The organism is Brenneria sp. hezel4-2-4, from assembly GCF_013155275.1.
In the GTDB taxonomy this organism is placed as follows: Bacteria; Pseudomonadota; Gammaproteobacteria; order Enterobacterales; family Enterobacteriaceae; genus Brenneria.
Genome location: NZ_JABJXS010000003.1, coordinates 334,646 through 357,254, shown reverse-complemented (window position 1 = coordinate 357,254; position 22,609 = coordinate 334,646). Strand labels below are relative to the sequence as shown.

Here is a 22,609-nt window from a genome sequence, read left to right as displayed (position 1 = left end):
TTGTTCACTTGCAATAACCCGTTTTTCTCACTATCTTGTTATCAAACTAAACTCACCCCCCTATATATAGTGTTTGCATCCGGCGAAAAGGTACGACTGTGCCTGGCGCTTTATTTTGTATGACGCAACCAACGTAGGGTTAAAAAAACGGATAGGTGTTACATCCCATGAACCAGAGCCTGCTAGTAACCAAACGCGATGGCAGTAAAGAAAGAATCAATCTGGATAAAATCCACCGAGTCATTACCTGGGCCGCGGAAGGATTACATAACGTCTCTGTTTCTCAAGTGGAACTGCGCTCCCACATTCAGTTTTATGACGGCATCAAAACCGCCGATATTCATGAAACCATCATTAAAGCGGCGGCCGACCTGATCTCGCGTGAAAGTCCCGATTACCAGTATCTGGCCGCGCGTCTGGCGATCTTCCATCTGCGTAAAAAAGCCTACGGCCGGTTTGAGCCGCCCGCCTTGCTGGATCACGTCGGCAAAATGGTCGAGATGGGAAAATACGACAAACATCTGCTGGAAGACTATAGCGCGGAAGAGTTTGCCGTCATGGACGGTTTTATCGACCACTGGCGCGATATGAATTTCTCTTATGCGGCGGTCAAACAGCTCGAAGGGAAATATCTGGTGCAGAACCGCGTCACCGGCGACATCTACGAAAGCGCGCAGTTCCTGTATATCCTGGTGGCCGCCTGCCTGTTCTCCGGCTATCCGCGTGAAACCCGCCTGGATTACGTAAAGCGTTTCTACGATGCGATCTCGACCTTTAAAATTTCCCTGCCGACGCCGATTATGTCCGGCGTGCGCACCCCGACCCGCCAGTTCAGCTCCTGCGTGCTGATCGAGTGCGGCGACAGCCTGGACTCCATCAACGCCACCTCCAGCGCCATCGTCAAATACGTCTCCCAGCGCGCCGGCATCGGCATCAACGCCGGCCGCATTCGCGCGCTGGGCAGCCCGATCCGCGGCGGCGAAGCTTTTCATACCGGCTGTATCCCGTTCTACAAGCACTTCCAGACCGCGGTTAAGTCCTGCTCTCAGGGCGGCGTGCGCGGCGGAGCGGCAACGTTGTTCTATCCGCTGTGGCATCTGGAAGTGGAAAGTCTGCTGGTGCTGAAAAACAACCGCGGCGTGGAAGGCAACCGCGTCCGTCATCTCGACTACGGCGTACAGCTTAACAAGCTGATGTACCAACGTCTGGTGAAAGGCGGCGACATTACGCTGTTCAGCCCCTCTGACGTGCCGGGGCTGTATGACGCCTTTTTTGCCGATCAGAACGAATTTGAACGTCTGTACGTGCAATACGAAAATGACGACAGCATCCGTAAGCAGCGCATCAAAGCGGTGGATCTGTTCTCGCTGATGATGCAGGAACGCGCGTCAACCGGTCGTATTTATATCCAGAACGTGGATCACTGTAATACCCACAGCCCGTTTGACGCGCACATCGCGCCGGTGCGCCAGTCCAACCTGTGTCTGGAAATCGCGCTGCCGACCAAGCCGTTGTATGACGTCAATGACGAAAACGGCGAAATCGCGCTGTGTACGCTGTCCGCCTTTAACCTCGGCGCCATCGACAGCCTGGACGATCTGGAAGAGCTGGCGACGCTGGCGGTACGCGCGCTGGATGCCCTGCTGGACTATCAGGACTACCCGATCCCGGCGGCCGAACGCGGCGCGATGGGGCGTCGTACGCTGGGTATCGGCGTCATCAACTTCGCTTACTATCTGGCGAAAAACGGCGTGCGCTATTCCGACGGCAGTGCCAACAATCTGACGCACCGCACCTTTGAAGCGATTCAATATTATCTGTTGAAAGCGTCCAACGTCCTTGCGCGCGAGCAAGGCGCCTGCCCGTGGTTCAACGAAACCACCTACTCGCAGGGTATTTTGCCGATCGATACCTACAAGCGCGATCTCGACGCGATTTGTAACGAACCGCTGCATTACGACTGGGAATCGCTGCGTAACGATATTAAAGAATACGGTCTGCGCAACTCGACGTTGTCGGCCCTGATGCCATCGGAAACCTCTTCGCAGATTTCCAACGCCACCAACGGCATTGAACCGCCGCGCGGCCATATCAGCGTTAAGGCGTCGAAAGACGGGATCCTGCGTCAGGTGGTGCCTGAATATGAAACGCTGAAAGACGCTTACGAACTGCTGTGGGAAATGCCCAATAACGACGGCTATCTGCAACTGGTCGGAGTAATGCAGAAATTTGTCGATCAGGCGATTTCGTCCAATACCAACTATGATCCGTCACGCTTCCCGTCGGGGAAAGTGCCGATGAAGCAGTTGCTGAAAGATTTGCTGACCGCCTATAAATTCGGCGTCAAAACGCTCTACTATCAAAACACCCGTGACGGCGCCGAAGATGCGCAGGACGATCTGCTGGCGGAGCCGCAGGACGATGGTTGCGAAGGCGGCGCCTGCAAGATTTAAGCTACGGACATAGGCTGCCGACGAACGCTCCACTTCCCCCTTTTGTCCCAGGGAGAAGCCGGGAGGGTTTGTCGGCAACCTCGCGTTCTTTTGGAGATATCAATGGCCTACACCACTTTTTCGCAGAATAAAAATGACCAACTGCTTGAACCGATGTTCTTCGGTCAATCGGTTAACGTCGCCCGTTTCGATCAGCAGAAATATGAAATATTTGAGAAACTCATTGAGAAACAACTTTCTTTCTTCTGGCGCCCGGAGGAAGTCGACGTTTCCCGCGATCGCATCGACTATCAGGCATTGCCCGATCATGAAAAACACATTTTCATCAGTAACCTGAAATACCAGACATTGCTGGATTCCATTCAGGGGCGCAGCCCGAACGTCGCCTTGCTGCCGTTGATTTCCATCCCCGAATTGGAAACCTGGGTGGAAACCTGGGCATTTTCGGAAACCATCCATTCGCGCTCCTACACCCACATTATCCGCAACATCGTCAACGATCCGTCGCTGGTGTTTGACGACATCGTCACCAATGAGGAAATTCTCAAACGCGCCAAGGACATTTCCGCTTACTACGACACGCTGATCGAAATGACCAGCTACTATCATCTGCTGGGCGAAGGCACGCATCAGGTCAACGGCAAAACCGTTACCGTTAACCTGTATGAACTGAAAAAGAAACTGTATCTGTGTCTGATGAGCGTTAACGCGCTGGAAGCGATCCGCTTCTACGTGAGCTTTGCCTGTTCGTTCGCCTTTGCCGAACGTGAGTTGATGGAAGGCAACGCCAAAATCATCAAGCTGATTGCCCGCGACGAAGCGCTGCATCTGACAGGGACGCAGCATATGCTGAACCTGATGCGCGGCGGCCATGACGATCCGGATATGGCGCAAATCGCCGAAGAGTGCCAGCAGGAGTGTTATGACCTGTTCGTGCTCGCCGCCCAGCAGGAAAAAGAGTGGGCGGAATACCTGTTCCGCGACGGCTCGATGATTGGGCTGAACAAAGAAATTCTCTGCCAGTATGTGGAATATATTACCAATATCCGTATGCAGGCGGTGGGTCTGGCGCTGCCGTTTGAAACCCGCACCAACCCGATCCCGTGGATTAACGCCTGGCTGGTTTCCGATAACGTTCAGGTCGCGCCGCAGGAAGTGGAGGTCAGCTCCTATCTGGTGGGTCAGATCGACTCTGAAATGAACGCCGATGATCTGAGCGATTTCCAGCTTTGATGGGTGCCGGAAAAGTATGACTACCTCGACCATCACGCTGCGCACGTCCGGTGCGCAGTTATGCTGTTCCGACGAGAGACGCTCCTTACTGGATGTGCTGGAATCCAACCGGGTCAGCGTCGAATATCAGTGCCGCTCCGGTTATTGCGGCTCATGTCGCGTGCGTCTGCTCAAGGGCAAAGTCGCCTACCGCCAGACGCCGCTGGCCTGTATTCAACAGGATGAAATTCTGCCCTGCTGCTGTATGCCGCTGGACGATATTGAACTGGATATGTGACGCCGGGCGTCAGGCCTGCGCCGGTTCCGCCGCAACCGGCTGCTCGGCCAGCCAGCCGAAAACTTCGTCAATGCCAAGCACATCCGCATAACGGGCGTTAAGATCCAACAGCGTAAAATCCAATACTGACTGACTTCTATCGCCGGCAATCTCGCGCGGCAATACCACGTGGAACCCATCCTGGAATGCTTCAATCGCCGTGGCGCGCAAACTGCCGCTGGCGGTCACCCCCCCCAGAATGACCGTATCCACCCCCTGCCGCTTCAGCCACGCCGTCAGATCGTGGCCGTGCAAATCGGAGATATAGCAGGTGGATTGCATCCGATCGAACGCGATGTCTTCCAACGCCGCATCGATCTGATTAAGGTAGGCATCCTCCGTCAGCGCCGTGATTGAGGAGAATTTTTTCCCCCACATGCGGGAAAAGTGGTGATCTTGCTGATAAATCGTGCGGCTGAATACCGTCGGCAATTGATGTTGCCGGGCCAGTTCCAGCAACTGACGCAGCGCGGTTTTATTAAACGACGTATTGATCGCCAGCGTGGATCCCGAATCCATAAAGGCATAGGTCACGTCCCGTATCAGAACGGCCGCCTTCGAGCCAAAACCAATTTTACTGGCAAACCCGGTCTGTGAATAAATGCGCTGGATTTCATCGGCCAGGTAGCGACGCTGGCCGCCGGGGGTGTAAACCACCTTAAGGCCATAGGTTTTCACCTCGCCATTCTCCTCCAGGCGCCTCAAAGTGCTGGCGGAGATCCCCAGCATTTTCGCCGCATCGGAAACCGTCAATAATTTATCGTACATAACACGCCATCCTGGTTAACCGGAAAAACCACCACGCACAGTCCGTGCACAAAAAAATGCCAGGAGCATTTTTCAACGCCGCTTGCGGCGGCCCACAGGGTGACGGGCAAGGATAGCCCGTCATAAAAAAAATGCCAGGAGCATTTTTCAACGCCGCTTGCGGCGGCCCGTAGGGTGACGGGCAGGGATAGCCCGTCATAAAAAAATGCCAGGAGCATTTTTCAACGCCCGCTGAATTGACCGGCGGGCAATTTATTTTCATTGCTGGCAGACCGGAGGTAAATAGGCATGCCAGTCGGTCATCTGCTGGTAGTACAACCCCAAATCCGCCAGCGCCTGTTCATTACCGTGCCGGGCGACCCACTGCATACCAATAGGCAATCCCGAACGGGAAAAACCGACCGGCAGCGTCAGCGTCGGCACGCCGGCGTTGGTAAACGGCATATTAAACGCCGGCGAACCGGTAAGCTCCAGGCTATACGGCGCCAGCGTCGGCGTGGCGGGCGTCATCAGGATATCCACCCCATCAAACAACGCCGCCAGCTCCGCACGGTAACGCGCCCGGGTCTGCTGGGCTTGCAGATACTCATGGGCGGAAATCTCCAGCCCCTGTTGCAGGAATTCCTGTAAATAAACGCCGAATAACCCCGGCGTTTTCAGGAAATTGGGGCGATGATAGGCGGCGCATTCAGCCTGCATCACAATCTGATGCGCCTGACAGGCCGCGTCAAAGCTTTCCGGCAGCCCGATACGTCTTAGCCGAACGCCGTGTCCGGCCAGTTGATCCATCGCCCGCCGACAGGCCGCGCCTATCTCATCATCCACATTGGCAAACCACGGATGTTCCACGATACCGACAGTATAATCGTGCTTCTCCCTTAATTGCAGCGGCATATAAGGCAGCGAATGGGTGGCTTCATCTTTCGAGTCCGGGCCAGACAGCGCGTTATACACCAGCACCGCATCCTCAACCGTGTGAGTAAAGGCGCCGACATGATCCAGCGACCAACTGGCGGGGATAACCCCGGCTTTACTGATGCGCCCATAGGTCGCTTTCAGCACCGTGACCCCGTTAAACGCCGCCGGACGGGACAACGACCCGGCGGTCTGCGTTCCCAGCGTCATCAGCGCCATGCGCGCGCCAAGCGCGGCGGCAGAGCCGCTGCTGGAGCCGCCGGGCGTATATTGCGGATTCCAGGCGTTGCCCGTTTCGGGCGGCGTGCCCCAATTGGCGAACTCCGTCGTCGTCAGCTTGCCCAGCAACAGCGCGCCCATCTCATCGAGCCTATCGACTACGCTGGCATTTTCGCCGGAGATCATCCCCTGACAAACTTTGGAACCGCCTTCGGTGGGCAGCCCGCGCGTATGGAAGATATCCTTGGCGCCATAGGGAATGCCGAATAGCGCAGGCTTACAGGCAATCGCCGCCATCTGCCGATCCAGCTCCACCGCCCGCCGTTTGGCGCCGTCCCGATCGAGATAGCGCCAGGCTTTGATCTGACCATCACGCTCATCGATACGCGCCAGAAAATGACTCAGCAACTCGCCTGGAGACACTTGACGCTGCGCCAGCATCCGCCGGGTGGCGGCGATAGTGGCAAAAGGCGAATGGTCCAACATGTTTTTCATAAAGCCGCTCCTTATCAGGGTTTGCTGGCGAACTGACCATCAACAATCTGTTCATAAGGCATATCCTGCGTGATATTGCCGACGAATTTCTGGATATCGATAGCAGTGGTAAACGCCAAAGGAGAAATCACCGCGTCAGCGGGATAGACACTGCTGTCGATCATCCGCTGTACCGCCGCATCCACCACTTTGGCGTCCAGGGAGGAGAACTCCAGACGGGCCACTTTTTTCGCTTCATCCGGGTGTTGGCGTATAAAAGCCAGCGACTCGTTGATGGATTTGACGAAACGGGCGACCAGTTGAGGATTGTCGGTGATGATTTTCTCCGAGGTATTGATGGTGGAAAAAGCGTACTCAGGGTAGTCGCGGGTAAAGTCGTAAATCACCTTCAGCCCCTGCCCTACCCCCTGATCGGCCTGCGGTTCATAGACCACCGCCACGTCTGCTCTGCCGGCCAGCAACGGCCCCAGTTCCGAGCCATTCTGGACTTCGTTAATCGTGACGTCTTTCTTGGGATCCAAACCATGTTGTTGCAGCAAACGCAGCAGCAGCGTGTTGGACGTACCGGGAGCCAGCCCGGAAACCAGGCGTTTCCCCTTCAGGTCGGCCGGCGAATTAAAGGTAAAGTCCGGCTTGGCCAGTATCCATACCGGCGCGCTGTTAGCGACGGCGCTGACCGCCTTGGCGGTGCCGCCTTTCTGCTGAGCGAATCCCACATGCTCAGGACCGTGAACCGAGAACTGCGCCTCGCCGGACAACACGGCCGCCAGCGCGGTAGGGCCGGACCCCGCCGACCGAATGGTCGCCACATCAATCTGATTCTGAGCGAATATCCCCTGATGTTTCGCCACATAGACCGGCAGATACAGCAGCGAATGAAACGCTTCGGTTACCAGCACGCGATCGGCCTTGCCGTCAGCGGCGAAGCTGCCGGCGGAGCCCAGAGTAAAGACAGCGGCACACAGCCATGAAACCAATTTATTCATCGTCGAACTCCTTCGATTAATGGGTTACGGAACAAGCAAACGACATGACTAACGATTGGCGGACTGGCGTTCCCAGGGCAGCAGCCAGCGCTGTAGCTGGATAACCAGCAGATAAAGTACGATAGCGACAAACAGCAGGGTAAAGACGCCGACCCAGACCACATTGAGATTGAACAGGTTGCCGGCGACGAAAATCATTTTGCCCAGGCCATAATCCGAGGAGATAAATTCGCCCCCGATATCGGCAATCAGCGCGAAACCGATATTCAGGCGGAAGGCGGAGATGATCCATGGCAGCGTGGACGGGATCACCACTTTGCGGAAAATCTGGTTCTTGTTGGCGCCGAGCGAGCGCATCAAATTCACCTGGTTGTTATCGATCTGGTGCGTTCCCTGCCACGCCGACAGCAGCGCCACGATATAGGTGGCGATGAAAGCCAGGGCGATTTTGGAAAACATGCCGGACCCGAACCAGATAATAATGATGGGAGCCAGCGCGATTTTCGGCAGCCCGTTCAAGGCGATAAAAAACGGATCGAGGATGCGCGCCAGCGCCGGCGAATACCACAACAACAGCCCGGACAACGAGCCGAGCAGGCTGCCGAGCACAAAGCCGATCACCGTGGCGTAGACCGTGACATAGGTATTGGTCAGCAGTTCGCCGTTAGCCGACAGGCGGACAAACTCATGCCAGATCCCTGCCGGAGAGCCCATCAAAAAGGCATTGACCATGCCGGTATCCACGCCGTATTGCCACAGCCCGACCATCGAGATGAGGATCAGCGCGCGCCAGCTATTATCTTTCAATAGCCGCAACAATTTCTTTCTGCGTCGGCGGTTCAGAGCCGACAGCGCGGAACGATTTTTATCCGTAGCGGTCGCTGGCATATTCATGGCCGTCCTCCCAACTGAATATCCATATCAGCCCATATATCATCGAAAAACTGCTGAAAACGCGGATCTTTTCGGGCGCCCATAGCGGAACCGTGTTGCTTGGCCAGGCCCACTTCATAGGTTTTTTTATTCCACGTCGGTCGCTGCGACATCACCACGATGCGATCGGACATGGAAATCGCCTCGCCAATATCGTGGGTGATCAGCACCACCGTCTTGCCATATTCATTGAGAATCGACAGGATCTCCTCTTCCAGCACCAGCCGGGTTTGGTAATCCAGCGCGGAGAAAGGTTCATCGAGCAGAATGATGTCCGGATCGATGACCAGCGTGCGGATCAGCGCCGCTCTTTGGCGCATGCCGCCGGAAAGCGTGGCGGGATAGGCATGGGCGAAATCCCCCAGACCATATTTCAGCAGATAGGCCATGGCCCGTTCATGGCGTTCTTTCTTCGGCACTTCGCTGATTTCCAGACCCAGGCAGACGTTATCGAGGATGGTGCGCCAGGGAAACAGCAGATCCTTTTGCAGCATGTAGCCCACCCGGCCTTTCTTAGGCATGGCGTAATATTGGTCAAAGACCTGAATTTCACCGGCGGAGGGCGCCAACAGTCCGGCGATCATGTTGAACATGGTGCTCTTGCCGCATCCGCTGGGGCCGACAATACTGATAAATTCGCGGTGATAAATATCAATCGAGATGTCTTTAATCACGTCCACCACGTTTTCATCGTGATCAAGAAACTGCTTTTTTACTCCTCGCATCGAGATTGCAACCGGAGGCGACGCGGAAGCGGTTGTCGGTGTCTTGTTTATTGCAGGTGAAAGGCTCATCACATACTCCTGATTAACAGCATTCCCAGAGACGCCATTGCCGTAGCACGGGTGCATCGCCGGATATAGATCAAGAATCAAGCAAATCGATTGCGCAAAACCACCGTAGCAAAAACTTTCCAAACTTGTCTAATACGACAAACTTATCAAACTTGTCGTATTTTTCACTCGTCCGATTTTACTCACGCGGCAAGATCGAGAGAGAAAGAATGCCGAAGGCGACAAAACGGGGGAAAATAACCACAGAACAACGGATCCCGGCTACGCTTGGGTTACACTAACGGCAGATAAAACAATCAGGAGGTTTTAGACCATGCTTACCGTCATTCCTATTTTGATCTTTGTTGCGCTCATTCTTGTCTGGTCAGGCATCAAAATCGTCCCGCAGGGTTATCAATGGACTGTCGAACGCTTCGGCCGCTACACCAAAACGCTGATGCCGGGGCTTAATCTGGTCGTTCCTTTCATGGATCGCGTCGGCCGGAAAATCAACATGATGGAACAGGTACTGGATATTCCGTCCCAGGAAGTCATCTCGCGCGACAACGCCAATGTGGCGATCGATGCCGTGTGCTTTATTCAGGTGATCGACCCGGCGCGCGCGGCGTATGAAGTCAGCAATCTGGAACAGGCCATCGTCAACCTGACCATGACCAACTTCCGTACGGTGCTGGGTTCGATGGAACTGGATGAAATGCTTTCCCAGCGCGACAGCATTAACAGCCGGTTACTGCATATCGTCGATGAAGCCACCAACCCGTGGGGCGTTAAAATCACCCGTATTGAAATCCGCGATGTGCGCCCGCCGGCCGAGTTGATTGCGGCGATGAACGCGCAGATGAAAGCGGAGCGTAACAAACGCGCCGATATTCTTGAGGCCGAAGGGGTGCGCCAGGCGGCGATTCTGCGCGCCGAGGGGGAAAAACAATCGCAGATCCTGAAAGCCGAAGGGCAGCGTCAGTCGGCCTTTTTAGAAGCGGAAGCGCGTGAACGTGCGGCGGAAGCCGAAGCGCAAGCCACCAAAATGGTGTCTGAGGCCATCGCCGCGGGCAACATTCAGGCAATCAACTATTTCGTGGCCCAGAAATATACCGATGCGCTGCAACAAATCGGCTCATCCAACAACAGCAAAGTGATCATGATGCCGCTGGAAGCCAGTAATCTGATGGGCGCGATTGGCGGGATTACCGAGCTGATAAAAGATAGTCAGGACAGTCGGAGTAAATAATGGGGATTGAACTGGTGATGGAAAATGCGCACTGGTTCTGGCTGTCACTCGGTGGCCTGCTGCTGGCGGCCGAGATGCTGGGCGCCAGCGGTTATCTGTTATGGAGCGGGATCTCCGCGATACTGGTCGGCTTACTGGTCTGGCTGGCGCCGGTGGGATGGCCGTGGCAGGGCGTTACGTTCGCCATTCTGACCATTGTCACCGCCCTGCTGTGGTGGTACTGGCTGCGTAAGCGAACGCTTACTCGTCCGGCATCGACGCTCAACCAGCGCGGTCAACAGTTAGTGGGACTGCGGGCCACGCTGACGGAACCGGTGGTGGACGGCTTTGGCCGCGTCAGAATCGGCGACGGCGCCTGGCGGATAAAATCCGAACAGGATTTGGTTGCCGGTACGCAGATTGAAGTGATCGCCGTTGAAGGCATTACGCTGCACGTGCGTCCGGTTACGCCATAACACAACCGGTCATTCGGAGCGCGATTTTGGCCCCGAATGACAACATCCGGCAAGATGATTAATAATCGGACAGTCGGCGCCGCTGTCTCCCGGGCACTGTTCCGCCAGCGAGAGTAAACGCTCGCGCATCACTTTTAGCGCCTCGATATGTTCTTCTATTTCATGTACTTTTTGCAACGTGCGGGCTTTCACATCCGCACTGTGGCGCAAAGGATCGTTAAACAACGCCACCAGTTCGCGGCACTCGTCCAGGTTAAACCCGACCTGACGCGCCTGACGCAATAGCGTCAGCTCTTCGACATGATGCGCGTTATAGCTACGGTAGCCATTTTCAGAGCGTAACGGCGCGGTCAGCAACGCTTTCTCTTCATAGAAGCGAATGGTTTTACTGGTAAGGCCGGTTTTTTTCGCCACATCGCTGATGTTCATTGTTTCCCCCTTGACTCTCCCCTTGCTGGAGGGTTTACCCTGCTTAATAACTAGTGTAAATCAGTCAGCCGGTCAATGTATTTGACCATCGATTGCGATCTCAGGAGAAGATAATTATGTCGCAAACCACCGTGTTGTCATTGCAGGGATTAACCTGCGGACATTGCGTCCAGCGGGTTAAAAAAACGCTGGAGGCGCTGCCGGATGTTGAACAGGCAGAGGTCACGCTCGATGGTGCCAGGATCACCGGCGATGCCGATGCCCAGACGCTCATCGACAGTATCGAACAGGCGGGCTATCAGGCCAGCGTACAGGAAGCCGCGCCCCCAAAAACTGAGCCGCTGGCACAGGTAGCGACCACGCCGGAAACGCTGCCAGCGGCCCAGAGTGATGTTCCGGCAGCGCGGATTGACGATGATAGCGTGCAGCTTCTGCTTCAGGGGATGAGCTGCGCCAGCTGCGTCAATCGGGTGCAAAATGCGTTGCAGAGCGTGGCGGGCGTCACGCAGGCGCGGGTTAATCTGGCCGAACGCAGCGCGCTGGTCAGCGGGCACGCAACGCAGGCGGCGCTGATTGCCGCCGTCGAACAGGCGGGCTACGGGGCGGAAATCATTCAGGATGAGGATCAGCGCCGCGCGCGTCAGCAGCAAACCGCACAACAAAATATCCGCCGGTTTCAGTGGCAGGCCGCGCTGGGTTTACTGCTTGGTATTCCCCTGATGCTCTGGGGCGTACTGGGCGGCAGCATGACCCTGACGCCGGAAAGCCGCACGCCGTGGCTGGCGATTGGCGTACTGACGCTGGCGGTGATGGTTTTCGCCGGGGGACACTTTTACCGTAATGCCTGGCGCAGCCTGAAAAACGGCGCGGCCACGATGGATACGCTGGTCGCGCTCGGCACCGGCGCCGCCTGGCTGTATTCCATCACCGTTAACCTGTGGCCCGATATTTTCCCTATGGCGGCGCGTCACCTTTACTATGAAGCCAGCGCGATGATTATCGGCCTGATTAATCTCGGCCATGCGCTGGAGCAGCGCGCCCGTCAGCGTTCTTCTCACGCGCTGGAAAGGCTGTTGGACTTAACGCCGCCGACCGCGCGCGTCGTCACGGCAGAAGGCGAGCGACAGATCCCCCTGTCCGAGGTGCAATCCGGGGTGACGCTGCGTCTGACCACCGGCGATCGCATTCCGGTGGACGGTGAAATCCTGCAAGGGGAACTGTGGGTCGATGAAGCAATGCTGACCGGCGAACCGATCCCGCGGCAAAAAACCCCCGGCGACGCCGTACATGCCGGGACGTTGGTGCAGGATGGCGGCGCGCTCTTTCGCGCCGACGCGATCGGCAATCAAACCACGCTGTCACGCATTATCCGCTTGGTCAGGCAGGCGCAGAGCAGCAAACCCGCCATCGGCCAGTTGGCGGATCGGATTTCCGCCGTGTTCGTCCCGGTGGTGGTGGCTATCGCCGTGATCAGCGGCGCGATTTGGTTCTTTGTCGGGCCGCAGCCGCAAATCGTCTATACGCTGGTGATTGCCACCACGGTGCTGATCATCGCCTGCCCCTGCGCGCTCGGGCTAGCGACGCCGATGTCGATTATTTCCGGCGTCGGACGCGCCGCCGAACTGGGGGTGCTGGTGCGGGACGCGGATGCGCTTCAGCAGGCCAGCAAACTGGATATTCTGGTGTTCGATAAAACCGGCACCTTAACCGAAGGTCAGCCACGGGTGGTCGAGATTCACACCTTTGGCGCGGTGACGGAACAACAGGCGTTAAGCTGGGCGGCGTCGCTGGAGCAAGGCTCCAGTCACCCGCTGGCGAAAGCCATTGTCGAGCGGGCGAAAGGGCTGACGCTCACCGAGGTTAACCGGTTTCGCACCCTGCGCGGGCTGGGCGTCAGCGGACAGGCCGACGGGGTATCGTTGCTGCTGGGCAATCCGGCGCTGCTTAAGCAGCATCAGATTACCGCCCGGCAAGACGATGTGCCGATCGACGAACAGGCGCAGCGCGGCGTCACGCCGGTTTTACTGGCGGCGGACGGTCAAATTGTCGCCATGTTCTCCATTCGCGATCCCCTGCGGCAAGACAGCGCCGCCGCCCTGCAACGCCTGCACCGGCAAGGTTACCAGTTGGTGATGTTGACCGGCGACAACCCAGTGACCGCCAACGCCATCGCCAAGCAGGCCGGGATCGACCAGGTGATTGCCGGCGTACTGCCGGACGGCAAGGCGGACGCCATCAAAAAGCTTCAAGCGCAGGGAAAACGCGTGGCGATGATTGGCGACGGCATCAACGATGCGCCGGCGCTGGCGCAGGCCGACGTGGGGATCGCCATGGGCGGCGGCAGCGATATCGCCATCGAAACCGCGGCCATTACGCTGATGCGCCACAGCCTGCACGGCGTGGCCGATGCGCTGGCGCTGTCCAACGCCACGCTGCGCAATATGAAGCAGAACCTGCTGGGCGCGTTTATCTATAACACATTGGGTATTCCGATCGCCGCCGGCGTGCTTTATCCCCTGACCGGTACGCTGTTAAGCCCGGTGGTGGCCGGGGCGGCGATGGCGTTGTCCTCCATTACGGTGGTCAGCAACGCCAACCGGCTGCTGCGCTTTAAACCGAAAGGATAATAGACGACGGCCGGCAATATACCGTCATCTGCGCTTTTTCAGCCGATTACCGGTACAACTTATCCCGTTTAGCGTTTAGCATAGACGTGTTGATAAGGAGACAGGATCTATGGGGCCACTGCTGCGTCGAATCGCGACTTTCCTTGGGTTTATTTCGCCGCTGGCTTACGCCTACCCGGCGGTGGACATTCAACTGGCGGATCGGCGCCAGTTTCATCTGGTCGGCAGTATTCATATGGGCAGCATGGATATGGCGCCCCTGCCTGATGCACTGCTAAAACAGTTGAAGAGCGCGACCGCGCTGATTATCGAGGCGGATATCTCGGATCCCGGTTCGCCGTTTGAACATAACGAAACGGAACCGCCGCTCGCACAGCGTCTGAGCCCTGACAACTATCGTCAGTTGCAACAGATCTGCGAAACGCTGGCTTTCAGCGAAAGCAGTATCGATCGACTTCCCGCCTGGCAGGCGGCGCTGATGCTACAGGCCAGACAGGCGCAGCTGCTGGGACTGCGCCCGGATTACGGCATTGATTATCAATTGATTAATGCCGCGAAATCTCAAGGCCTGCATATCATTGAGCTTGAGGGACAGCAAACACAGGTTGATTTACTCCAGCAGTTGCCGCATGGCGGGTTGCTGCTGCTGGAAGATACCCTTACTCACTGGCATGCCAACGCCCGCCTGTTGCAAACCATGGTGGGCTGGTGGCTGGACAGCAAACCCGACAGGCTGACGTCCGCCCTCCCCGCAACGTTCGGCAATGAAATGACCGATCTGCTGATGAACCAGCGTAACCGACGCTGGCAACAACAGCTTCAGGCGCTGCCTGCCGGAAACTATGTGGTTGCCGTCGGCGCTCTGCATTTATATGGTGATGACAACCTACCCGCGTTATTACAGGCAAATTGAGCAAAACATCATCTAAGGATATTTGAACCATGACACCCGCAGTCAAACTGCTTGAGAAAAACAACATCGCCTTTACGTTACACAGCTATCATCACGACAGCGATGAGACCAATTTTGGCGAGGAAGCGGCCAGAAAACTGGGGCTGAACAAAGATCGGGTTTATAAAACGCTGCTGGTGGCGCTGAACGGCGATGCAAAAAATCTTGCCGTCGCCGTTACGCCGGTCGCCGGCATGTTGGACTTGAAGAAAGTGGCCCGGGCGCTATCGGCCAAAAAAGCCGATATGGCCGATCCCGCCATCGCTCAACGGGTAACCGGTTATCTGGTGGGCGGCATCAGTCCATTAGGGCAGAAGAAGTTATTGCCGACGGTTATTGACCAGCCCGCGCGACAATTCGATACCATTTATATTTCCGGCGGCAAACGAGGGCTGGATATCGAACTGGCGGCGGAAGACCTCGGCCGTCTGTTACGGGCGACCTTCGCGGATATCGCCAAGCATGACGGGTAAATAACCCAATATCCCCGTCGGACGGCGGAGCCAATATACTCAGGCCGTCAGACGGGCAAAGCCGTCCCGTATTTCCTGTTCGGGCAGTTCCCGGCCGATAAACACCAATACGCTTTGTCTTGCTTCGTCATCCCGCCATTCTCTGTCCCAATCGGCGCTGTACAGACGTTGTACGCCCTGAAACAGCAGACGGCGCGCGTCGTCTTTAATCGCCAGAATGCCTTTATAACGCAATAAATTATCCGCGTAGTTCACTAGGAAACCTTCCATCAGATCAGACACGGCGGCGAGTTCCACCGGCGCATCGAAATAAATCACGATAGACTGAATATCATTTTGCGCCGGCGCCACAAAGCGGAATACCGGCGTATTCAGCGCCAGCCGGTCGTTAAGAATAAAGCCTTCAATATTGAATAAAACGCTTAAGTCAATGTCCCCGTTCACCACCGGATAAACCGGCGCTCGGGCATTAATACGCTGCAAGCGCGAGATCAGCGCGTGGTCTTCGCCGGCAATATCGGTTTTCGTCAGCAGAATTCGATCGGCATAACCAATCTGCGACTGCGCAATTGTAAACTGATCGAGCTGTTGCTGGGCGTGTACCGCATCCACCAGCGTAATAATGCCGTCCAGAACGAAACGTTCGCAGATGATTTCATGGGAGAAGAACGTCTGCGCCACCGGGCCGGGGTCGGCCATGCCGGTACACTCGATCACCACGTGATCGAAGTCCAGCGAACCGTCGTCAATGCCGTCCAGTAAATCCAGCAGCGCGTCGGCCAGTTCGTTCGCCTGACTACAGCAGATGCAGCCGTTGCTCAGCGTGGTGATTTTGCTTGCCCGTTCGCCGATCAGCGCATTATCAATCGGCACTTCGCCGAATTCGTTTTCAATCACCGCAATCTTATAGCCATGATCGGCATTGAGAATGTGCCGCAACAGGGTGGTTTTACCCGCGCCCAAAAAGCCGGTCAGAATGGTGACATAAAGAGGTTGAGTCATAACTGCTCCCGATAGACTAACAGCAACGCATCCCGCCTTTTCCATCTCCGCCATAACGCGCCTGCTGGCGTTCGCGGAAAAATTCTTTATAGGTCATAAAAGGCTTATCAGGATGGTTGGTCTGCATATGCTGGACATAGGTTTCATAGTCTGGCATCCCCACCAACATTCGGGCCGCCTGACCTAAATATTTACCTGCCTGTCCCAGATTGCCAAACATAGTTGCCTCCTGTTTAACGCCGCTTGCGATGGCCACGATAAAAATACCCCACATAACGTTTATACATTATGCGGGGTATTTATGGTATCACCCGATTAGTGGCTGGATGAGATCTGCACGCCGCCTTCCGGAACCGGTACGTATGGCGTTTCATTATCCGAACTGTTCGGATCCTTACGTGCCTTCAGCGCCGTTTTAATACCGTAGGCGATGATGCTGTAGACCACAATCAGGAACAGAATGCTCAGGCCGGCATTGGTGTAGTTATTGATCACGATATGGTTCATATCGCTGATTTGTTGGGCCGTCACCTCGGCGCCGCTTTCCGCAATCTTCTGCTTGTACACGTTGGCCTGGTAGAAGAAGCCTTCAAGCTGCGGATTGTCGCTGAACAACTTGAGACCAAGCGCCCAGGTGGTGCAAATCAGCAACCACACCGCAGGAACCAATGTCACCCAAATGTATTGGGTACGTTTCATCTTGATTAACACCACCGTACCCAGCACCAGCGCAACGGCCGCCAGCATTTGGTTGGAGATGCCGAACAACGGCCACAGGCTCTTCACGCCGCCCAGCGGATCCACCACGCCCTGATAGAGCAGGTAGCCCCACAGGCCGACGCACCCGGCGGTGCCGATAATCCCCGCGACCAGCGAATCGGTTTTCTTCAGGAACGGCACAAAGTTGCCCAGCAAATCCTGCAACATAAAGCGACCGGAACGGGTGCCCGCATCCAACGCCGTCAGAATAAACAGCGCTTCAAACAGGATACCGAAGTGATACCAGAAGCCCATGTTCGCGCCAGGAATGATTTGGTGGAATACGTGGGCAATCCCCACCGCCAGCGTCGGCGCGCCGCCGGCACGGTTCAGCACGGAAGGCTCACCGATGTCTTTGGCGGTTTGCAGGATCTGCTCCGGCGAAATCACAAATCCCCAGGAACTGACCGCCGCCGCGGCATGCGCCGAAACATCCTGCAATTGCGCCATGATCATCGGCGCGTCAGCGGTGCCCAGTTGATGCAGGTTGGGCATGGTGATCCCTAACGCGGCCGGCGGGGTATTCATCGCAAAATACAGACCGGGTTCGATAATGGAAGCCGCCACCAGCGCCATAATCGCGACGAAAGACTCCATCAGCATGGCGCCGTAACCAATAAAGCGCGCGTCGTTTTCGCTGGCCAATAGCTTCGGCGTGGTGCCGGAGGCGATCAGCGCGTGGAAGCCCGACACGGCGCCGCAGGCAATGGTAATAAACAGGAAAGGAAACAGCGTGCCTTTCCAGACCGGCCCGGTGCCGTCGACAAATTGCGTCACCGCCGGCATTTTCAGATCCGGATTCAGGATCACGATGCCGATAGCCAGACCGACAATCACCCCGATTTTCAGGAATGTCGCCAGATAATCGCGCGGCGCCAGAATCAACCACACCGGCAACAGCGCCGATACAAAGGCATAGCCAATCAGCGTATAGGTGATGGTGGTGTCTTTAAAGGTCAACGCCGGGCCCCAGTACGGGTCGTGGGCGATCACACCGCCGAACCAGATCGCCAACAGCAGCAGCACCACACCGATGACCGACACTTCGCCCACGCGTCCGGGGCGAATAAATCGCATGTAGATCCCCATAAACAGGGCAATCGGCACCGTCGAACAGACGGTAAACACGCCCCACGGGCTTTCCGCCAGCGCTTTCACCACGATCAACGCCAGTACGGCCAGAATGATGATCATAATCAGGAAGCAGCCAAACAGCGCGATGGTTCCCGGCACCGGCCCCATTTCTTCCTTGATGATTTCACCCAGCGAAGCGCCGTTACGACGCGAAGAGATAAACAGCACCATAAAGTCCTGCACCGCCCCGGCCAGCACCACCCCGGCCAACAGCCACAGCGTGCCCGGCAGATAGCCGACCTGAGCGGCCAATACCGGCCCGACCAGCGGCCCGGCGCCGGCGATGGCGGCAAAGTGGTGGCCGAACAGCACATTGCGGTTAGTCGGCACAAAGTTCAGTCCGTCATTGTTGACCACGGCCGGCGTGGCCCGCGACGGATCCAGTTTCATCACCTTCTGGGCGATATACAGACTGTAGTATCGGTACGCCACCAGATAAACGGCGACGGAGGCGACAATAATCCACAATGCGCTGACATGCTCGCCACGGCGTAGCGCGACCACGCCGAGACAGGCAGCCCCTATGATCCCTAAGATCAGCCAGGGGATGTGTTTAAGAATGGTGCTGTTCTTCATAAGACATCCTTCATTAAAATATAAATCGTCATTATTTAATTCTAAGTTTTATTAAAAAAATCAATGCGATAATAAATCCATCGCGTATTGGGCTCGGACAAATAGGGAATAATGCGGATGCAGAGGCGGTAACAGCCCGACCCGGCTCAAGGCAGGGTTGCGGATAAGTGCAAGTAACAAGGAAACCGTCATCGTGTTCTACCGAAGCACCGCTGGTGACGGGACATTACGGCAGCGTACGTAGGCGAACTATCGGTATTTCGCTAGCCGGTAAAATAGCGTACTAAGCGGTTAGAATCGTCCGGTGAGCGGTTGGCGGGAAAATGCTTTGCAATGAAAACGATTACCGTCGGGCAAAATTAAGCTGCGGCGTCAGAAAGGCATGACGAAAATATTCGCGAATAGCCTGCATCGGCGGAGTAAATTCAGCGTCACGATGCCAGGCCAGCCCGACGCTCATCGGGTGCACGGTATCTTTCAGCGAGCGAGTTTCGATGCGCCGCCCTTCCAGCGACCACGGCCGGTAAACCAGGTCGGATAAAATCGCCACCCCGAGTCCGTTCGCCACCATGCTGCGTACCGCTTCGACCGAGCTGGTGCGCAGCATAATGCGCGGACGATATCCGCTCTGATCCCAATAGCGCATCGCGCTGTGATCCGCCTCATCGACCGTCAGCATAATAAACGGTTCTTTCGCCACATCGGCCAGACTCACGTCCGCTTTGTCGCATAACGGGTGGCGGCTGGGCAGCCATAGACGGCGCTCGGAGTTAAACAGCTTTTCCGCGGTAATTTCCGGGTGAGTCAGATTCGCGGTCAGAACCAACGAAATATCAAAAGAGCGGTTGATCAGCCCCTGCTCGATGTCGCTGCGTTCCCGTTCATTCAGATTGATGGTGATATGCGGGAAACCGTAGGACAGACGTTGCAGGTGAAACGGTAAAAAATACCCCATGACCGTATAGCTGGCCGCGACATTCAGCGATCCCTGAGTGTGATTATCGGTAAGCGGCACCGTCATCGCATCATCGACGCTGCGCAGAATGGAATAGGCATGATTAAGAAAGTAGCTGCCGTTTTCGGTCAGCGTCATACCGTGAACCGACCGCAGGAACAACGGTTTGCCCACGATGTTTTCCAGCTCCTGAATCGCGGTGGTCACCGCCGACTGTGAAATATTCAGATGAATCGCCGCCTGGGATATTTGCCCCATCTCGGCGGTAGCGACGAAATAGCGGATTTGACGCAGTGTGATCATATCGTTCTCTTATTGATGGGAGCGTTCTGTTTTTCAGATATTCTGCTATCTAAAAATACGTCTTTCCGAATGGAAAAAATTCACTTTATATTATTTTTAAACATAGTAATTACAAATAAGAAATAATTATGAAATATGAAATCGATCTGAATTCCGATATGGGCGAGAACTTCGGCCCGTGGGTAATTGGCGATAACGTCGATAAAGAGATTATGCCTTATATCAGCTCCGCCAATATCGCCACCGGGTTTCACGCCGGCGATCCCAATACCATGAGCCAGACTATTGAACTGGCGAAATATCATGGCGTCGCCATCGGCGCTCATCCCGGCTTTCCTGATTTAGTCGGATTTGGGCGGCGGCATATCAATATTCAGCCGCAAGAGATCGTTAATGACATTATTTACCAGTTAGGCGCGCTGCGTGAATTCGCCACGCTTCATCAACTACCGTTGCAACATATAAAACCGCACGGCGCACTGTATATGCACCTCGCCAGGGAACAATCCGCCGCACAATTATTTATGGAAACGCTGCATACGCTGGCTCCTGATTTATTGTTGTTCTGCATGCAGGGATCTGCGATCTGGCAGGCGGCGAAAAAATTACAACATCCTGTTATTTGTGAATTTTATGCCGACAGGGATTATGACCGCAGCGGGTCGATCGTATTTACCCGCCGGGTCGGTCAACTCGATCCCGAGCAGGTGGCGCAGAAAGTGTTGCGCGCCTGTCAGGAAGGAAAAGTCCGTACCGTTGAAGGCGATGATATTCCCATCGTATTCGATTCAGTTTGTATTCACAGCGATACGCCGGGGGCGCTGACATTAATTAAAGCCACACGCGAACGGCTTAATGATGCAGATATTCATGTTAAACCGCCAGCCAGAATAATTTCTTATCCCACATCTTAATAAGTAAGGAGCATTTGAGATGAAAGAATACGAGGTATGTTCTCCCTTACCCGGCATTTTTTATCGACGACCCGCACCGGATGCCGCCGTTTTTATTGAAGAAAAAGATATTGTTACTGAAAACACCGTGATTGGCTTAATTGAAGTGATGAAACAATTCAGCGAAGTTTATGCGGAACAAGCCGGAGAATTAATTTCGTTTAACGTCAACAACGGCGACGCCGTTGAACCGGGACAGGTCATAGCCATCATAAAAACCAATACATAAGTACCACAAGAATATTTTTCCGAGGAGGTGGAAATGGGAATACCAATAACAAAACTACTGATCGCCAATCGCGGCGAAATAGCAGTACGAATCATCCACTCGGCCAAAAGCCTCGGGATCCCCACGGTGGCGGCATGCAGCGAAGCGGATGTGGATTCTCTGCCCGCCCGTCTTGCCGATGAGGTTTATGTTCTTGGTCCGGCCCGCGCCGACCAAAGCTATTTGAATTTTGATGCGCTGCTCCAGGGAGCCCGCCACTGCGGCGCCAATGCCATTCATCCGGGATATGGTTTTCTGTCTGAAAATGCCGACTTCGCACAGGCGGTTGAACAGGCCGGATTGCTGTTTATCGGCCCTACGCCGCAAACCATCCGCATGATGGGAGACAAAGCCGTTGCCAGACGCACCGCACAGGCGGCCGGCGTTCCGGTGGTGCCCGGTTCCGCCGCCGCGCTGGGCAATATTGAGGACGCCTTGCGCTGCGCGGAAGAGATTGGTTATCCGCTGCTGATTAAAGCGGCGGCCGGCGGCGGAGGCCGCGGTATACGCACCGTCGCCAATGCGGCGGAGCTGGCGCGTGAGTTTCCCATCGCTCAGAACGAGTCCAACAGCGCGTTTGGCTGCGGGGACGTCTACCTGGAACGTTTTATTCAGCGCGCCCGCCACATCGAGGTGCAAATACTCGGTGACGGCGAGCAGGTCGTACATCTCTATGAACGCGAGTGCTCATTACAACGGCGGCGGCAAAAAATATTTGAAGAGGCGCCCTCGCCGGCGCTCTCCCCTGTTCAGCGTGAAGCCATTTGCCGCAGCGCCCTGCAACTGGCGTTGCAGTTGGGTTATCGCGGCGCGGGGACGCTGGAATACCTGTTTGATGAGCAGAGCGGTGAATTCTATTTCATTGAAATGAATACCCGGATTCAGGTGGAACACCCGGTGACCGAGATGGTCACCGGCGTCGATCTGGTGCAGTGGATGCTGCGTATCGCCCAGGGCGAAAGGCTCAGTCTGCGTCAGCAGGATATCACCCTCAGCGGCCACGCCTGCGAGATGCGTATCAATGCCGAAGATCCGGATCGCAATTTTTTCCCCTGCCCCGGCGTGGTGGAAAAACTGGTATGGCCGCAGGGCCCGGGGATCCGGATTGATAGCCATCTGTTCAGCGGTTACCGCATCCCGCCCTATTACGACTCCCTGTTGGCGAAACTGGTGGTTCATGGCGGCGATCGTCAGCAAATGTTGGCGCGCTCGGAACAGGCGCTGCGCCAACTGCGCCTGACGGGGATCGCCACCACGCAATCGCTGCATCAGTGGCTGATCGCCGATCCGCGCCTGAGGGCCGGACAATTTGATACCACTGCGTTGGAAAGCTGGCTGCAAGCGCGCGCGCAAACCAAGACGCCGGCGTCCCGGGAGGCCTGA

At 55.8% G+C, this 22,609-nt stretch carries 22 protein-coding genes; 11 read left to right on the top strand and 11 right to left on the bottom strand.

What is annotated here, in order from left to right; all coding sequences use genetic code 11:
- The first annotated feature begins 167 nt into the window (after window positions 1-167).
- The 3 genes from nrdA to yfaE all read left to right on the top strand — a co-directional run bounded on the left by nrdA (window position 168) and on the right by yfaE (window position 3,963).
- Window positions 168-2,453 carry a class 1a ribonucleoside-diphosphate reductase subunit alpha gene (nrdA, locus tag HOY33_RS08380; protein ID WP_172289757.1) on the top strand — a complete coding sequence of 762 codons (2,286 nt, stop codon included), beginning with the start codon at window positions 168-170 and terminating at the stop codon, window positions 2,451-2,453.
- 102 nt (window positions 2,454-2,555) lie between these two features.
- Window positions 2,556-3,686, top strand: coding sequence for a class Ia ribonucleoside-diphosphate reductase subunit beta (gene nrdB, locus HOY33_RS08375; RefSeq protein ID WP_172289756.1), 1,131 nt, complete (start codon window positions 2,556-2,558; stop codon window positions 3,684-3,686).
- A 16-nt stretch (window positions 3,687-3,702) separates the two neighbouring features.
- A complete protein-coding gene (yfaE, locus tag HOY33_RS08370; protein WP_172289755.1) occupies window positions 3,703-3,963 on the top strand; it encodes a class I ribonucleotide reductase maintenance protein YfaE in 261 nt (86 codons plus the stop codon).
- A 9-nt stretch (window positions 3,964-3,972) separates the two neighbouring features.
- Here yfaE and HOY33_RS08365 read toward each other — a convergent pair whose 3' ends face one another.
- The 6 genes from HOY33_RS08365 to HOY33_RS08340 are packed head-to-tail and all read right to left on the bottom strand — an operon-like array spanning window position 3,973 to window position 9,112.
- Complete coding sequence (locus tag HOY33_RS08365; RefSeq protein ID WP_172289754.1) at window positions 3,973-4,770, bottom strand: isochorismatase family protein; 798 nt, start codon at window positions 4,768-4,770, stop codon at window positions 3,973-3,975.
- On the bottom strand, window positions 4,752-4,988 hold the full coding sequence (locus HOY33_RS08360; protein WP_172289753.1) for a hypothetical protein: 237 nt from the start codon (window positions 4,986-4,988) through the stop codon (window positions 4,752-4,754). Before HOY33_RS08360 ends, HOY33_RS08365 begins: the two co-directional genes overlap by 19 nt.
- 40 nt (window positions 4,989-5,028) lie before the next feature.
- Window positions 5,029-6,399 (bottom strand): amidase, encoded by a 1,371-nt coding sequence (locus HOY33_RS08355; protein WP_172289752.1) that lies wholly within the window; start codon window positions 6,397-6,399, stop codon window positions 5,029-5,031.
- Between the two features lie 14 nt (window positions 6,400-6,413).
- Window positions 6,414-7,385 (bottom strand): ABC transporter substrate-binding protein, encoded by a 972-nt coding sequence (locus tag HOY33_RS08350; protein WP_172289751.1) that lies wholly within the window; start codon window positions 7,383-7,385, stop codon window positions 6,414-6,416.
- 48 nt (window positions 7,386-7,433) lie between these two features.
- Window positions 7,434-8,279: an ABC transporter permease gene (locus HOY33_RS08345; RefSeq protein ID WP_172289750.1), complete on the bottom strand. Its 846-nt coding sequence runs from the start codon at window positions 8,277-8,279 to the stop codon at window positions 7,434-7,436.
- Entirely contained in the window at window positions 8,276-9,112 is an 837-nt protein-coding gene (locus tag HOY33_RS08340) for an ABC transporter ATP-binding protein (protein ID WP_172289749.1), read from the bottom strand. Before HOY33_RS08340 ends, HOY33_RS08345 begins: the two co-directional genes overlap by 4 nt.
- Window positions 9,113-9,425: 313 nt before the next feature.
- On the opposite strand from HOY33_RS08340, the gene HOY33_RS08335 reads away from it, so the two are divergent.
- The gene (locus HOY33_RS08335; protein ID WP_172289748.1) at window positions 9,426-10,340 is read left to right on the top strand and encodes an SPFH domain-containing protein; all 915 of its coding nucleotides are present in this window, start codon (window positions 9,426-9,428) and stop codon (window positions 10,338-10,340) included.
- Window positions 10,340-10,795, top strand: a complete 456-nt coding sequence (locus HOY33_RS08330; RefSeq protein WP_172289747.1) for an NfeD family protein — start codon at window positions 10,340-10,342, stop codon at window positions 10,793-10,795. Before HOY33_RS08335 ends, HOY33_RS08330 begins: the two co-directional genes overlap by 1 nt.
- A 9-nt stretch (window positions 10,796-10,804) precedes the next feature.
- Here HOY33_RS08330 and cueR read toward each other — a convergent pair whose 3' ends face one another.
- The gene (cueR, locus tag HOY33_RS08325) at window positions 10,805-11,224 is read right to left on the bottom strand and encodes a Cu(I)-responsive transcriptional regulator (protein WP_172289746.1); all 420 of its coding nucleotides are present in this window, start codon (window positions 11,222-11,224) and stop codon (window positions 10,805-10,807) included.
- Window positions 11,225-11,340: 116 nt separating this feature from the next.
- Between cueR and copA the strand changes: the two genes are divergently transcribed.
- The 3 genes from copA (at window position 11,341) to ybaK (ending at window position 15,276) form a co-directional block, all read left to right on the top strand.
- Window positions 11,341-13,851, top strand: coding sequence for a copper-exporting P-type ATPase CopA (gene copA / locus HOY33_RS08320; protein ID WP_172289745.1), 2,511 nt, complete (start codon window positions 11,341-11,343; stop codon window positions 13,849-13,851).
- Window positions 13,852-13,960: 109 nt separating this feature from the next.
- On the top strand, window positions 13,961-14,764 hold the full coding sequence (locus tag HOY33_RS08315) for a TraB/GumN family protein (protein WP_172289744.1): 804 nt from the start codon (window positions 13,961-13,963) through the stop codon (window positions 14,762-14,764).
- A gap of 29 nt (window positions 14,765-14,793) precedes the next feature.
- Entirely contained in the window at window positions 14,794-15,276 is a 483-nt protein-coding gene (gene ybaK, locus HOY33_RS08310) for a Cys-tRNA(Pro)/Cys-tRNA(Cys) deacylase YbaK (RefSeq protein WP_172289743.1), read from the top strand.
- A 39-nt stretch (window positions 15,277-15,315) separates the two neighbouring features.
- Here ybaK and yjiA read toward each other — a convergent pair whose 3' ends face one another.
- The 4 genes from yjiA to HOY33_RS08290 form a co-directional block, all read right to left on the bottom strand.
- Entirely contained in the window at window positions 15,316-16,278 is a 963-nt protein-coding gene (gene yjiA, locus HOY33_RS08305; RefSeq protein ID WP_172289742.1) for a GTPase, read from the bottom strand.
- Between the two features lie 16 nt (window positions 16,279-16,294).
- A complete protein-coding gene (locus HOY33_RS08300; protein ID WP_172289741.1) occupies window positions 16,295-16,498 on the bottom strand; it encodes a YbdD/YjiX family protein in 204 nt (67 codons plus the stop codon).
- 95 nt (window positions 16,499-16,593) lie between these two features.
- Window positions 16,594-18,747 (bottom strand): carbon starvation CstA family protein, encoded by a 2,154-nt coding sequence (locus HOY33_RS08295; RefSeq protein ID WP_172289740.1) that lies wholly within the window; start codon window positions 18,745-18,747, stop codon window positions 16,594-16,596.
- A gap of 343 nt (window positions 18,748-19,090) precedes the next feature.
- Window positions 19,091-20,005 carry a LysR family transcriptional regulator gene (locus HOY33_RS08290; protein WP_172289739.1) on the bottom strand — a complete coding sequence of 305 codons (915 nt, stop codon included), beginning with the start codon at window positions 20,003-20,005 and terminating at the stop codon, window positions 19,091-19,093.
- A gap of 128 nt (window positions 20,006-20,133) precedes the next feature.
- On the opposite strand from HOY33_RS08290, the gene HOY33_RS08285 reads away from it, so the two are divergent.
- The 3 genes from HOY33_RS08285 to HOY33_RS08275 are packed head-to-tail and all read left to right on the top strand — an operon-like array spanning window position 20,134 to window position 22,609.
- Window positions 20,134-20,919 (top strand): 5-oxoprolinase subunit PxpA, encoded by a 786-nt coding sequence (locus HOY33_RS08285; protein ID WP_172289738.1) that lies wholly within the window; start codon window positions 20,134-20,136, stop codon window positions 20,917-20,919.
- Between the two features lie 19 nt (window positions 20,920-20,938).
- Window positions 20,939-21,187: an acetyl-CoA carboxylase gene (locus HOY33_RS08280; RefSeq protein ID WP_172289737.1), complete on the top strand. Its 249-nt coding sequence runs from the start codon at window positions 20,939-20,941 to the stop codon at window positions 21,185-21,187.
- A gap of 33 nt (window positions 21,188-21,220) precedes the next feature.
- Window positions 21,221-22,609: an acetyl-CoA carboxylase biotin carboxylase subunit gene (locus HOY33_RS08275; protein ID WP_172289736.1), complete on the top strand. Its 1,389-nt coding sequence runs from the start codon at window positions 21,221-21,223 to the stop codon at window positions 22,607-22,609.